This window comes from Streptomyces sp. NPDC060000, from assembly GCF_042737375.1.
Taxonomy (GTDB): Bacteria; Actinomycetota; Actinomycetes; order Streptomycetales; family Streptomycetaceae; genus Streptomyces.
In genome coordinates this window covers 1-12,760 of record NZ_JBHWUU010000139.1, presented here as the reverse complement: position 1 = coordinate 12,760, position 12,760 = coordinate 1, and the positions used below count along the sequence as shown (strand labels likewise).

15 protein-coding genes are annotated in these 12,760 nt (G+C 70.4%); 8 read left to right on the top strand and 7 right to left on the bottom strand.

Translation table 11 applies throughout. The features are described from left to right. Window positions 1–40: 40 nt before the first annotated feature. The 3 genes from ACFWBB_RS41210 to ACFWBB_RS41200 form a co-directional block, all read right to left on the bottom strand. On the bottom strand, window positions 41–772 hold the full coding sequence (locus tag ACFWBB_RS41210; RefSeq protein ID WP_385284019.1) for a transglycosylase SLT domain-containing protein: 732 nt from the start codon (window positions 770–772) through the stop codon (window positions 41–43). A 299-nt stretch (window positions 773–1,071) separates the two neighbouring features. Continuing rightward, complete coding sequence (locus tag ACFWBB_RS41205) at window positions 1,072–2,211, bottom strand: S-adenosylmethionine:tRNA ribosyltransferase-isomerase (RefSeq protein ID WP_385284016.1); 1,140 nt, start codon at window positions 2,209–2,211, stop codon at window positions 1,072–1,074. Further along, window positions 2,208–2,906, bottom strand: coding sequence for an SDR family NAD(P)-dependent oxidoreductase (locus ACFWBB_RS41200; protein WP_385284013.1), 699 nt, complete (start codon window positions 2,904–2,906; stop codon window positions 2,208–2,210). Before ACFWBB_RS41200 ends, ACFWBB_RS41205 begins: the two co-directional genes overlap by 4 nt. A gap of 242 nt (window positions 2,907–3,148) precedes the next feature. Between ACFWBB_RS41200 and ACFWBB_RS41195 the strand changes: the two genes are divergently transcribed. The 4 genes from ACFWBB_RS41195 (at window position 3,149) to ACFWBB_RS41180 (ending at window position 5,796) form a co-directional block, all read left to right on the top strand. Further along, window positions 3,149–4,294 carry a GAF domain-containing sensor histidine kinase gene (locus ACFWBB_RS41195; RefSeq protein ID WP_385284011.1) on the top strand — a complete coding sequence of 382 codons (1,146 nt, stop codon included), beginning with the start codon at window positions 3,149–3,151 and terminating at the stop codon, window positions 4,292–4,294. Continuing rightward, window positions 4,287–4,928, top strand: a complete 642-nt coding sequence (locus ACFWBB_RS41190) for a response regulator (RefSeq protein WP_385284008.1) — start codon at window positions 4,287–4,289, stop codon at window positions 4,926–4,928. Before ACFWBB_RS41195 ends, ACFWBB_RS41190 begins: the two co-directional genes overlap by 8 nt. A 189-nt stretch (window positions 4,929–5,117) precedes the next feature. Then, window positions 5,118–5,363: a chaplin gene (locus ACFWBB_RS41185; protein ID WP_385284004.1), complete on the top strand. Its 246-nt coding sequence runs from the start codon at window positions 5,118–5,120 to the stop codon at window positions 5,361–5,363. A gap of 193 nt (window positions 5,364–5,556) precedes the next feature. Beyond that, entirely contained in the window at window positions 5,557–5,796 is a 240-nt protein-coding gene (locus tag ACFWBB_RS41180; RefSeq protein WP_385284001.1) for a chaplin, read from the top strand. A gap of 192 nt (window positions 5,797–5,988) precedes the next feature. On the opposite strand, the gene ACFWBB_RS41175 is transcribed toward ACFWBB_RS41180, so the two are convergent. Continuing rightward, window positions 5,989–6,771 (bottom strand): hypothetical protein, encoded by a 783-nt coding sequence (locus ACFWBB_RS41175; protein ID WP_385283998.1) that lies wholly within the window; start codon window positions 6,769–6,771, stop codon window positions 5,989–5,991. 152 nt (window positions 6,772–6,923) lie between these two features. On the opposite strand from ACFWBB_RS41175, the gene ACFWBB_RS41170 reads away from it, so the two are divergent. The 3 genes from ACFWBB_RS41170 (at window position 6,924) to ACFWBB_RS41160 (ending at window position 9,301) form a co-directional block, all read left to right on the top strand. Then, window positions 6,924–7,721 (top strand): ABC transporter ATP-binding protein, encoded by a 798-nt coding sequence (locus tag ACFWBB_RS41170; protein WP_385283996.1) that lies wholly within the window; start codon window positions 6,924–6,926, stop codon window positions 7,719–7,721. Between the two features lie 52 nt (window positions 7,722–7,773). After that, the gene (locus ACFWBB_RS41165) at window positions 7,774–8,205 is read left to right on the top strand and encodes an NfeD family protein (protein ID WP_385283991.1); all 432 of its coding nucleotides are present in this window, start codon (window positions 7,774–7,776) and stop codon (window positions 8,203–8,205) included. 142 nt (window positions 8,206–8,347) lie between these two features. Beyond that, window positions 8,348–9,301: an SPFH domain-containing protein gene (locus tag ACFWBB_RS41160; protein ID WP_385283988.1), complete on the top strand. Its 954-nt coding sequence runs from the start codon at window positions 8,348–8,350 to the stop codon at window positions 9,299–9,301. A 107-nt stretch (window positions 9,302–9,408) separates the two neighbouring features. Here ACFWBB_RS41160 and ACFWBB_RS41155 read toward each other — a convergent pair whose 3' ends face one another. From ACFWBB_RS41155 to ACFWBB_RS41145, 3 genes are all read right to left on the bottom strand, one after another. Then, entirely contained in the window at window positions 9,409–9,912 is a 504-nt protein-coding gene (locus ACFWBB_RS41155) for an HNH endonuclease (RefSeq protein WP_385283985.1), read from the bottom strand. Between the two features lie 197 nt (window positions 9,913–10,109). Continuing rightward, window positions 10,110–10,649 carry a YbhB/YbcL family Raf kinase inhibitor-like protein gene (locus ACFWBB_RS41150; protein WP_385283982.1) on the bottom strand — a complete coding sequence of 180 codons (540 nt, stop codon included), beginning with the start codon at window positions 10,647–10,649 and terminating at the stop codon, window positions 10,110–10,112. Window positions 10,650–10,770: 121 nt separating this feature from the next. Continuing rightward, window positions 10,771–11,553 carry a sporulation protein gene (locus ACFWBB_RS41145; protein ID WP_385283980.1) on the bottom strand — a complete coding sequence of 261 codons (783 nt, stop codon included), beginning with the start codon at window positions 11,551–11,553 and terminating at the stop codon, window positions 10,771–10,773. Between the two features lie 151 nt (window positions 11,554–11,704). Here ACFWBB_RS41145 and ACFWBB_RS41140 point away from each other — a divergent pair, with 151 nt between their 5' ends. Then, window positions 11,705–12,346 (top strand): DNA-3-methyladenine glycosylase, encoded by a 642-nt coding sequence (locus tag ACFWBB_RS41140; RefSeq protein WP_385283977.1) that lies wholly within the window; start codon window positions 11,705–11,707, stop codon window positions 12,344–12,346. Window positions 12,347–12,760: the final 414 nt, after the last annotated feature.

Genomic DNA, 12,760 nt, shown 5'->3' with positions numbered 1-12,760 from the left:
CCCCGGTACGGGGTGCCGCCCATCGGCGTACGGAGGTTGCTCAGTACGCGCTGTCGACGTTGTCGATCGTGCCGTACTTGTCGGCCGCGTAGTTGGCGGCGGCGGTGATGTTGGCGACCGGGTCGTAGATGTTCCAGGACGTCCCGGCGACGTGGTAGGCGGTGAAGGTCGGCGGGATCACCTGGAGCAGACCCTTGGAGGGGATGCCGTTGATGGCGTTGATGTCCCAGTTGTTGATCGCCTGCGGGTTGCCCGAGGACTCCCGGATGATGTTGCGGTGCAGGCCGCTGTAGGAGCCCGGGATGCCCTTGGACTTCATGATGGCCAGGGAGTGCTTGATCCAGCCGTCGAGGTTGTCGGCGTAGCTCTTGACGGCGACCTGCTTGACCACGGCACGCTTGGCGGAGCGGCTCGCGGACTCCTTGGCCTTGCGCGCGGCTGCGGCCTTCTTGGCGGCGGCCGTGGCGGCCGCCTTCTTCTTCGCGGCGGCCTTCGCGGCGGCCTCGGCGGCCGCCTTCTTCTTGGCCGCGGCTGCCGCGGCCGCCTTCTTCTTCGCCTCGATGGCGTCGACCTTCACGCTAGTCGCGGCCAGCTGGTCGGTCACACTGGCCTTGACGGCCTGCACCGGCTCGGAGCTGTAGGCGACCCGGGCCGAGGAGACGGCGTCCGTAGTGGTCGTCTGCGCGTCGGCCGGCACCACGGAGAAGGCGAGGGCGGCGGCACCGAGCGTGGCTGCACCGGCGATCGCGATCTTGTGAGTGTTCTTGGGCATGCGGAAGGACCTCTTCGAATAGCGCGGAGGTCGCTCTCCTCGTCCGACGGCGGACAGCGGGTGCTTTCGGCACGAGCGCCTGGGGAGAACCCGCGGCGCTGAGCGACATGAGCCATTCTTAGCGGCCGCAAAATGGCCAGGCAAAGGTGTGACGTACGATCCTCGATAGTGGATCAGGGAGGGGCAAATCGGGACAGATGGAACCATCTGCCCCGTTCACCGCGTCCCCTTTATCTCCTATTGCCCGTAGTACGTGATCCGCGCCCTATGTGCGGGCTCACACGGGCCCCGCCTCGTTCTCACTGTTGGTTGCCCGAGCAATGCTCTACGTCAGGGCGCTCCTCGGGCAGGACGAGGTGCACGTCCCCGAACTCGTGCCACAGGTAGAGCCCGCCCAGCGCCTCCTCGTAGCCACGGCCGATCGCGGCCCGGCCCGCCACGGCCTCCAGCATCAGCAGATGCGAGGCCTCCGGCTCGTGCAGCCCGGTCAGCAGCCCGTCCACCACCCGCACCCCACGCGCGGGAGTGACGACGAGATCCGTCCAGCCCGCACGCGCGCGGACGACGCCGTCCGCCCCGGCCGCCGACTCCACGGCCCGTACGGCGGTCGTCCCCACCGCGATCACCCGACCGTCCGTCCGTGTCCCACCGCCACCCCGCACGGCGTTGATCAGCCGGGCCGACGCCTCCGGCACCACGAACCGCTCCGGATACGGCGGCTCGTGCGCCTCCGCCGAGGCGACCCCGGTGTGCAGGGTGATCGGAGCGAACCGCACCCCCCGGCTGACCAGCTCCGCGACCAGCCCGGCGGTGAAGGGCCGCGCCGCGCTCGGCATCTCCGCACTGCCCGACCCGTCGGCCGACGGCAGCGCGAACACCGTCTGATAGACGGACAGCGGCTGATCCCGCTCGGTATAGGAGTAGCGGATCGGCCGCCCGTGTCCCCGCAGCAGACCCGGCACCGCCCCGGCGGGGGACACCCGGGCCCACCACAGCCGCCCGCTCCCAGGGCTCAGCGGCTCCTCCAGCGTCAGCCGCACGCCCCCGGCCAGCCGCACCCCGGTCCCCGCGCGCCCGCCCGCACGCACGCGCGTGGTGCCCCTGCCGTCCGGATCCCGCAGCTCCACGGCCCACCGTCCGTCGTCACCGCGCGTGGAGAAGTGCACCACCACGCGCGTGTGCCCGACCCGCCCGTCCACGGCCGCCGCCAGCGTCGGCGAGGTGTTCACCACGAGCAGGTCCCCGGCCCGCAGCAGCCCCGGCAGCTCCCGGAACACGTGATGCGCCACCTCCGTCCCCCTCGACACCAGCAGCCGTACGTCGCTGCGGTCCCGCCCCGGGCCGCGCTGCTCGGCCGGCACCCGCGCCGACAGCTCTCCGGGCACCTTCCCCCACCCTCGGCTGCGCTCATGCGGGGGGACCCCCGTGGTCAGCGTCATCGCCGTTCCTCCAGCAGCGCCGGAGCCGTGTACCGCCCGCTCGCCGGGCGCTCGTCCAGCAGTCGCAGGAAGGCCGGCGCCACACCGGCCGGATCGGGTCGCGGATCACGGTCGTCCGGTACGGCCGCCGCGTACAGGTCGGTGGCCATGTCCCCCGGGTCCACCGCCCATACCCGCAGTCCCGGCTCCTCCGCTGCGAGCACCGCCGCGAGATGGTCCAGGGCCGCCTTGGACGCCCCGTAGCCGCCCCACGTCTCGTACGCCTCGGCCGCCGCGTCCGAGCTGACGGTGATCACCGTGCCCGCCCGCGCCCCGCGCAGCAGCGGCAGCGCCTCCTGGACCAGCCCCAGCGCCGCCACGACGTTCACCTCCAGCGCCCGCCGCAGCCCGTCCAGGGGCAGCTCCGCCAGCCGCACCAGCGGCTCGGCGCCCAGTGCGCTCGCGTTGTTCACCAGCAGGTCGCAGCCCCCGAGCCGCCCGGCGGCCGCCACCAGCTCGGCCCGGTGCGCAGCGTCCGCGACCTCCCCCGCACGGGCCTCGACCCGGGTCCCGTGCGACGCCACGGCCGCCGCCGTCTCCTTCAGCACCTCCGCGGTCCTGGCGCCGAGCACCAGATCCCAGCCCCGTACGGCCAGCGCCTCGGCCAGCGCCCGTCCCAGCCCCTTCGATGCCCCCGTGATGATCGCTACCGGCATGACAACCGTCCCCTCGTCCGACCCGCCTCCGTACGGCGGTGACCCCAACGTAGGAACGGGCCCCACGCCCCCGCCTCGGGCGCGGGACGCAAGCCGAAGGGGCCCTTCGTCGTACGCCCGCGCACCCGGTCCCTTCGCCCTGGGCCGCGGTACCGGGGACTTTCGCCCTAGGTCTTCCGCCCCGGTCCGTGGCCGTCACAGGTCCGATCCGCGCTGTCACACCCCGCCGGTACCGTGAGGGAATGAGTCAAGGCCCCCGGTCCGGCCTCGCCGCGGTGAGCACCGCGCTGCTGGCCATGAGCAGGCACCTGGAGGTCCGCGACGTCCTCAAGACGATCGTCGCCTCCGCCCGCGAACTGCTGGACGCGCAGTACGCCGCCCTCGGCGTCCCCGACGACCACGGCGGCTTCGCCCAGTTCGTGGTCGACGGAGTCGGCGAGGAACAGTGGAAGGCCATCGGCCCGCTGCCCCGCCAGCACGGCATCCTCGCGGCGATGCTCCAGGAGGCCCGCTTCGAGCGCCTGGCCGACGTGCGCAAGGACCCCCGCTTCGAGGGCTGGCCGTCCGCCCACCCCGAGATGTCCGACTTCCTGGGCCTGCCCGTCCGGGACGGCGACGAGGTCATCGCCGCCCTGTTCCTGGCCAACAAGAACTGTGCCAAGCCCGAGGGCGGCTGCGGCTTCACCGAGGACGACGAGGAACTGCTCTCGATCCTCGCCCAGCACGCCGCGATAGCCCTCACCAACGCCCGCCTGTACGAGCGCAGCCGCGAACTGACGATCGCCGAGGAGCGCTCCCGGCTGGCCCACGAGCTGCACGACGCGGTCAGCCAGAAGCTGTTCTCCCTGCGCCTGACGGCTCAGGCCGCCGCCGCCCTCGTCGACCGCGACCCCCCGCGCGCGAAGGACGAACTGCAGCAGGTCGCCGCGCTCGCCGCGGAGGCCGCCGACGAACTGCGCGCCGCCGTGGTGGAGTTGCGCCCCGCCGCCCTCGACGAGGACGGCCTCGTGGCCACCCTCCGTACCCACATCCAGGTCCTCGACCGCGCCCACGCCGCGCGCGTGACCTTCACCAGCCATGGCGTCCGCGCACTGCCCGCCGCCCAGGAGGAGGCCCTGCTGCGGGTCGCCCAGGAGGCCCTGCACAACGCGCTGCGCCACTCCGGGGCGCAGCGCGTCGAGGTGACCCTGGGCAAACGCGGCCCGGACACGGTCCTGCGCGTCACGGACGACGGCGGCGGCTTCGACCCCACGACGGTCCGCCGGGCCGGCCGCCACCTCGGCCTGGTGTCGATGCGGGACCGGGCGAGCGGGGTCGGCGGCACGCTCACGGTGCATTCGGCGCCCGGCAAGGGCACCACGATCGAGATGGAGGCCCCCGGTGGCTGACGCAATCAGGGTGCTGCTCGTCGACGACCACCAGGTCGTCCGCCGGGGCCTGCGCACCTTCCTGGAGGTCCAGGACGACATAGAGGTCGTCGGCGAGGCCGCCGAGGGCGCCGAAGGAGTCGCCCTCGCCGAGGAGTTGAAGCCCGACGTCGTCCTGATGGACGTCAAGATGCCCGGCATGGACGGCGTCGAGGCCCTGCGCAGGCTCCGTGAACTGGACAACCCCGCGCGCGTGCTGATCGTCACCAGCTTCACCGAGCAGCGCACCGTGGTCCCGGCCATGCGCGCGGGCGCCGCCGGGTACGTCTACAAGGACGTGGACCCCGACGCCCTCGCCGGCGCCATCCGCTCGGTCCACGCCGGCCACATCCTGCTCCAGCAGGAGGTCGCCGTCGCACTCCTCTCCCAGGAGGAGGGCAGCGCGGGCCAGGGCAGAGGCGGCACGCTCACCGAACGGGAGCGCGAGGTGCTCGGCCTGATAGCGGACGGCCGGTCCAACCGCGAGATCGCCCGTGCCCTGGTGCTCTCCGAGAAGACCGTCAAGACGCATGTCTCGAACATCCTGATGAAGCTCGACCTCGCGGACCGCACCCAGGCCGCGCTGTGGGCCGTACGCCATGGCCTGACCCGCTGAAACACGCTCCGGCGCACCACCCGGAGCGTCGCGGGGCGCTCCGGAGGGGCAACGCGGAAGGTTGACTTCCGATCCGAGATTCATACCGTCGTGGGAATGTCCCCCGAATGGCGCATCCTTCATGGCGTGCGGCCGTTCTCCAGTGCGTGCCGCGGCGACTGCCGCGGCAATCGCTAGGAGGGCTCAGTAGTGAAGAACCTGAAGAAGGCAGCGGCCGTGACGATGGTGGCCGGTGGGCTGATGGCCGCGGGTGCCGGCATGGCCTCCGCCGCCGACGGCGCCACCGCCCTCGGCGAGGCCAAGGGCTCGCCGGGCGTCGTCTCGGGCAACCTCATCCAGGCCCCGGTGCAGGTCCCGGTCAACGTCGTCGGCAACAGCGTGAACGTCATCGGCGTGCTGAACCCGGCCTTCGGCAACCTGGGTCTCAACCACTGAGGTCCGGTTCCCGCCCGCAGTGACCTCCGGCCTCCCCCGGCCCCCACCGGGGGAGGCCGGTCTGTTTGTCGCCCCAATGACCCGAACGAGGTGTCTTCCCGGCACGCCCCGCACCGTCCCCGAGCACTGCCGCGTTGTGCAGCGCACGACCCGCGGCCGGGTCGGACACGCAACCGCAGGAGGAACCCTTCCCATGAACATCGCCAAGAAGGCCGCCGTGGCCCTCACCGTCGCCGGTATCGCCGCGGGCGCCTCGGCCGGTGCCGCCGTCGCCGACGCCGGTGCCGAAGGCGCGGCCGTGAACTCGCCGGGCGTCGTCTCGGGCAACGTCGTCCAGGTGCCGGTGCACATCCCGGTCAACATCTGTGGCAACACGATCAACGTGGTCGGCCTGCTGAACCCGGCGTTCGCCAACACCTGCGTCAACGACTGAGTTCGTAGCCGCACCCCGGAGGGGCCCACGCGTCAACGACGACGCGTGGGCCCCTCCGCATGCATTCAGCCCGTCCGGGGGTGCCCCCTCTGGGGGAGTTTCAGGACGAGGCCCCTTCAGGGCCGAAGGGGGGCTGGGGGCACAGCCCCGCGGGGACGCCCACACCAACGGCCGCGACCGACAAACCGGCGCTCATCGAACCTCCCGCTCCTCCACAACGGAGTTGTACGCGGCGACCAGGGCCCGCCGCCCCGTGCGCTCCACAGGCCGCAACGCCTCGGAACGCGCCGCCATCTCAGCGGAGCTCACCGCACCCCCGGGCCCGTTCCGCTGCGCGAGGGACACCAGCAGCCCCACCCGCTGCGCGAGCTCCAGCACCCGCACCGCCCGAGGCGGATACCCCGGCGCGAGGACCTCCCGCCCCTGCTCGGCCCGGGCCCGGTACGCGTCGATCGCCGCCTCCGCCACCGGCCCCGACCCCGCCAGGTCCAGCCGTGACAGCACCGCCGTGGCGTCCCGCAACGCCTCCGCCAGCTCCCGCTCGGCCTCGCCCAGTGACGGCACATCGGCCGGCGGAGCCTCCCGCACCGGCAGGCAGTGCCACACGACCTCGACATGCACATCACCGTCGGGCCCGGCCTCGTACACCTCCGGCACCAGCCCGTACCCGGCGCCGTGACAGACCACCGCCTCCTCCGCCTCCAACGCCCGCTTGTTGAACTCCGGCGGCCCGCTCAGCCCCAGCGGATGCCCCGGCGCGGGCAGCGCCACCCGCAGCCCGCTCACCCCGAGCGCCCGCAGCCGCCCGAGCCCGAGCGTGAGTCCGACGGGCGCCGACTCCCCGGGCAGCCCCTCCACCCGGTGCACGGCGTCCTCGCCGACGATGGCGAGCACGGCGTCATCTGGCGAGACAAATCCGGCCAACAGGGCATTTCCCCAAGCGACAAGGCGACCAGAGCGCGGTTCCGAGAGCATGCCCCCACCCTAAGGACCGGACCGATGGAACGGGCCGCCCGACCGGTGGCGTAGATTTTCCCGGAGAGGCCGCGCCCACCCACGCGCGGCGGTCCGAGCCACCGGCGCCCGTGACACAGACCGGCCACACTGCAAGGGGAGACAACGCGCTCATGAGCGATGTTCTGGAGCTTCAGGACGTATCCGTGGTCCGTGAGGGCCGGGCTCTGGTGGACCAGGTCTCCTGGTCGGTCAAGGAGGGCGAGCGCTGGGTCATCCTCGGTCCCAACGGGGCCGGCAAGACGACCCTCCTGAACATCGCTTCCACCTACCTCTTCCCCAGCGCGGGCACCGTCTCCATCCTCGGCGAGACCCTCGGCAGGCCCGGCACCGACGTCTTCGAGCTGCGCCCGCGCGTCGGCATGGCCGGCATCGCCCTCGCCGACAAGCTCCCCAAGCGCCAGACCGTCCTGCAGACCGTGCTGACCGCCGCGTACGGCATGACGGCCGGCTGGCAGGAGGAGTACGAGGACGTCGACGAGCAGCGCGCCCGCGCCTTCCTCGACCGCCTCGGCATGAGCGACTACCTGGACCGCAGGTTCGGCACGCTCTCCGAGGGCGAGCGCAAGCGCACCCTCATCGCCCGCGCCCTGATGACCGACCCCGAGCTGCTCCTCCTGGACGAGCCCGCCGCCGGCCTGGACCTCGGCGGCCGTGAGGACCTCGTGCGCCGGCTCGGCCGCCTCGCGCGCGACCCGATCGCCCCCTCGATGATCATGGTGACCCACCACGTCGAGGAGATCGCCCCCGGCTTCACCCACGTCCTCATGATCCGACAGGGCAAGGTCCTCGCCGCCGGCCCGGTCGAACTCGAGCTCACCTCCCGCAACCTCTCCCTCTGCTTCGGCCTCCCGCTCGTCGTGGAGCAGGTCGGCGAGCGCTGGACGGCACAGGGCCTCCCGATGTCCTGACCGCTCCCCGTGCGCCCTGTCCCGGCAGGCCACGCGGCCCTACCATGACGGTGTGAACGACATCGACGCATGGGTGTGGTGGCTCGTCGGCGCGACAGCGCTCGGTATCCCACTCGTGGTGACCGCGATGCCCGAGTTCGGCATGCTCGCGGTCGGCGCGGTCGCCGCCGCCGTCGCAGCGGCCGTCGGCCTCGGAGCCGTCGCCCAGGTGCTCGTCTTCATCGTCGTCTCCGTCGCCCTGATCGCCGTCGTACGACCGATCGCGACCCGGCACAGCAAGCAGCGCCCCCAACTCGCCACCGGCATCGAAGCGTTGAAGGGCAAACAGGCCGTCGTGCTGGAGCGCGTCGACGGCTCGGGCGGCCGTATCAAGCTCGCCGGAGAGGTCTGGTCGGCGCGCGCGCTCGACGCCGATCGCGCCTACGACGTGGGGCAGGAAGTCGACGTCGTGGACATCGAGGGGGCCACGGCGATCGTCATCTGACCTTGTGCAACTCCCGTACCACGCAAGTGAACAGAACACCTCCCGAGCCGTACGACGGTCTGTCACACTCGACCAGCAAGATCTTCAACAGGCATAAGATCTTCCGAAAGCGCCGAGGCGGAGAAAGGTACGGGGAGCCGCGATGGAACCGGTCATCATCGTCCTGGTCATTCTGGTGGTGTTGGTCTTCATCGCCCTGATCAAGACGATCCAGGTCATCCCACAGGCCAGTGCGGCCATCGTGGAGCGCTTCGGCCGCTACACGCGGACACTGAACGCGGGCCTCAACATCGTCGTCCCGTTCATAGACACCATCCGCAACCGCATCGACCTGCGCGAACAGGTCGTCCCGTTCCCGCCGCAGCCGGTGATCACCCAGGACAACCTGGTCGTGAACATCGACACGGTCATCTACTACCAGGTGACCGACGCCCGGGCCGCGACCTACGAAGTCGCCAGCTACATCCAGGCGATCGAGCAGCTCACCGTCACCACGCTGCGCAACATCATCGGCGGCATGGACCTCGAGCGGACCCTGACCTCCCGCGAGGAGATCAACGCGGCACTGCGCGGAGTCCTCGACGAGGCGACCGGCAAGTGGGGCATCCGGGTCAACCGCGTGGAACTGAAGGCCATCGAGCCGCCGACCTCCATCCAGGACTCGATGGAGAAGCAGATGCGCGCCGACCGTGACAAGCGTGCCGCGATCCTCACCGCGGAAGGCACGCGCCAGGCCGCCATCCTCACCGCCGAGGGCGAGAAGCAGTCCCAGATCCTGCGTGCCGAAGGTGAGGCCAAGGCAGCCGCCCTGCGCGCCGAGGGCGAGGCACAGGCCGTACGTACGGTCTTCGAGGCCATCCACGCCGGAGACCCGGACCAGAAGCTTCTGTCCTACCAGTACCTGCAGATGCTCCCCAAGCTCGCCGAAGGCGACGCCAACAAGCTCTGGATCGTCCCCAGCGAAATCGGCGACGCCCTCAAGGGGTTGTCCGGCGCGATGGGCAACTTCGGCCCCTTCGGCGGCAATTCGGGAGGCGGCAACTCCGGCAACTCCGGCAACGGCAACGAGCGCCGCGAGAAGCCGTCGATCGACTGAGGGATCTCTTCGACTCCGACCGGTTCCCCGCGCCTTGAAGAGGCGCGGGGAACCGCGCGACCAGCCGCAGCGGGCCCGCGGACAGAAAGCCTGCCCCGCACGGAGCGCTACGCGGCCCCCGCCAACCAGTCCGGCAGGGCAGCGAGGTCATCCTGCCCCAAGGCCAACAGCATGGCGTCCGCCGGCGTCGGCTCGAACGGCTGCCGCAGCAACGGCATCTGCGCCTGCTCCGGCGTCCGGTCCGCCTTGCGGTGATTGTCCTCCGCGCACGAGGCGACCGTGTTCAGCCACACGTCCTGACCCCCCTGCGCCCGCGGCACCACGTGGTCCACGGTCGTCGCCCGGCGACCGCAGTACGCGCACCGGTGCCGGTCCCTGATCAGCACACCCCGCCTCGACCACGGAGCTTGTCTTCGGAACGGCACCCGTACGTATCTGCACAGCCTGATCACCCGAGGCGCCGGGATGTCGACCTCGGCTCCGCGCATCCGCAGTTCGGGGTGGGCCTGCTCGACAACGGCCTTGTCCTGAAGCACCAGAACGACGGCTCGGTTCAACGTCACCGTCGACAGCGGCTCGAAGCTCGCGTTCAGTACCAGCGTGTCCCGCATACCAGCCCACCTCCTGTGTGCACCGGCCCACCCCCTGGCGGGCTGGGACCAACTCTGGCCGGGCACGCCGAGATGGACAACGCAATATCTGCTGCTCCACGGGAGGTGACCCCCGCGACCCCCGGCAACAAAAATGCCCGCCTCTGATCACTTCCAAGACCAGAGGCGGGCAAACGTTCAATGAACGATGAGCTGACTCATCCCTCCGTGGGAACTTCGTACTCACCGATCAACTGCGCGCGGCCGAGCGTGTGGAACCGCAGATTGAACCCCACGGCCGCGGGCGAGGCGTCGGCGTCCGGACCGAGCTTCTCCTGATCCACCGCGTACACCGTGAACACGTACCGGTGCGGTCCGTCCCCCGGCGGGGGAGCGGCTCCGCCGAACTCCTTGCTGCCGTAGTCGTTGCGCGCCTGTACGGCACCCTCCGGCAGCCCTTCGAACCTGCCGCTGCCCGCACCCGCCGGCAGCTCGGTCACCGAGGCCGGGATGTCGAACAGGACCCAGTGCCAGAATCCACTGCCCGTCGGAGCGTCGGGGTCGTAGCAGGTCACGGCGAAACTCTTGGTCCCGGACGGGAAACCCTCCCACCGCAGCTGCGGCGAGGTGTTCCCCGCCGCGTGCACCTGGGCGTCCTTGAGGGCCGCCCCCTCCTGCACGTCCTCGCTCGTGACCGTGAACGACGGCACCGGCGGATGGAAATCGTGGGGCAGCGGCCGCCTCTTCAGCTCGGTCACCTGGACACCTCCTGATAGATCGGAAAGGCACTCCCTTCGGAGCCTACGACCTTCACGCCCCGCGCGAGCACAGCACAGAGGGCCCGGAACGCCGTACGGCACTCCGGGCCCTCTCCGTGTCCTAGAACCAGTTGCGCTTGCTGCCGACCTCGGACAGCCACTGGTTGAGGTACGCCGACCAGTCGGTCCCCTGGTAGTCGTTCAGACCCACCTGGAACGAGCGGAAGGTGTCACTGCCCTCGCTGAACAGCCCGGGCTTCTTGTCCATCTCCAGCACGACGTCCATCGTGTGCTCGTCGGCCACGAAGCTCAGCTCGACCTGGTTCAGCCCCCGGTACTGCGACGGCGGGAAGAACTCGATCTCCTGGTAGAACGGCAGCTTCTGGCGCGTACCGCGGATGTGCCCGCGCTCCAGGTCCGCGTTCTTGAAGCGGAAGCCCAGCTGGATGAACGCGTCCAGGATCGCCTTCTGCGCCGGCAGCGGGTGCACGTTGATCGGGTCCAGGTCGCCGGAGTCCACGGCGCGCGCGATGTCCAGCTCGGTGGTCACACCGATGTTCATGCCACGCAGCGTCTGGCCGTCGATCGTCGTGACCGGCGTCTCCCAAGGGATCTCGAGGCCGAACGGCACGGCGTGCACGGCACCGGCCTGAAGCTCGAAGGCACCCCCGAGGCGCAGCTTCGTGAACTCGATGTCCTGCTTGTACTCCTGGTCGCCGCTCTCCACCTCGACCTTGGCCTGCAGCCCGACCGACAGCCCCTCGATCTGCTGGTTGACGGACCCGCCCTGGATCCGCACCTCACCCTGGACGACACCGCCCGGAACGACGTTTACCTCGGTCAGCACCGTCTCGACCGAAGCCCCGCCGGCCCCCAGACTCGCGAGCAGCTTCTTGAACGCCATGTCTCTCCCTCTACGACCTTCTACTGACGGGATCCCTCGACCCCTACATACGCGATACCGGCGTGGCCGGTTCCGCGTCCCACACCCTGGCAAGCCGGATGCCCGCTGACCACCCCGACGCACCCACACGTCTGCACTACGCTCGGAGGGCATGATCGCGACCCCCGACCGTACGCCCCTGCCCAGGACCTTCTTCGACCGCCCTGTCCTGGAGGTGGCCCAGGATCTGCTCGGCCGTCTCCTCGTCCGTACGACCCCCGACGGTCCGATCACCCTGCGCCTCACTGAGGTCGAGGCGTACGACGGTCCGAACGACCCGGGCTCCCACGCCTATCGCGGCCCCACGGCCCGCAACGGCGTGATGTTCGGTCCGCCCGGCCATGTGTACGTCTACTTCACCTACGGCATGTGGCACTGCATGAACCTCGTCTGCGGTCCGGACGGCCGAGCGAGCGCCGTCCTGCTCCGTGCCGGCGAGATCGTCGAGGGCGCCCAGTCTGCCCGCAAACGTCGACTCTCGGCCCGAAATGACATGGAACTGGCCAAAGGCCCCGCCCGCCTGGCCACCGCCCTGGCCGTGGACCGGACCCTCGACGGCACGGACGCCTGCGCCACCGGGGACACCCCCCTGAGGATCCTGACCGGCACCCCGGTCTCCTCCGACCAGGTACGCAGCGGCCCGCGCACCGGAGTCTCCGGCGACGGAGGGGTCCACCCGTGGCGGTACTGGGTCGCCGACGACCCGACGGTCAGTCCTTATCGGGCCCACGTCCCGAGGCGCCGTCGAAGTTGACTCGCTGTTGGCCGGCGCGTAACGTAGCCCGAGCCGCTTGACCCGGGTACGGCAATCGCCTGCAGCCGGAAGCGGCCAACCCACTACCTATGACGCCCCTCAGCGGGAGCGAATTCGGCATGTCCGCATGCCCGAATTCCAACCCGGTGGAACTCGATTATGAGTTGCGGAGGGAATCGGCTAACGTAGTGAATGTCGAAAGGCCGACAGGCGAAAGCCAAAAGCCCAAGACAATCCCGCCGACAGGGAATCGGATCGCGAAAAGGATCTGGTAGAGTCGGAAACGCAAGACCGAAGGGAAGCGCCCGGAGGAAAGCCTGAGAGTATCGGGTGAGTACAAAGGAAGCGTCCGTTCCTTGAGAACTCAACAGCGTGCCAAAAATCAACGCCAGATATGTTGATACCCCGTCCCCG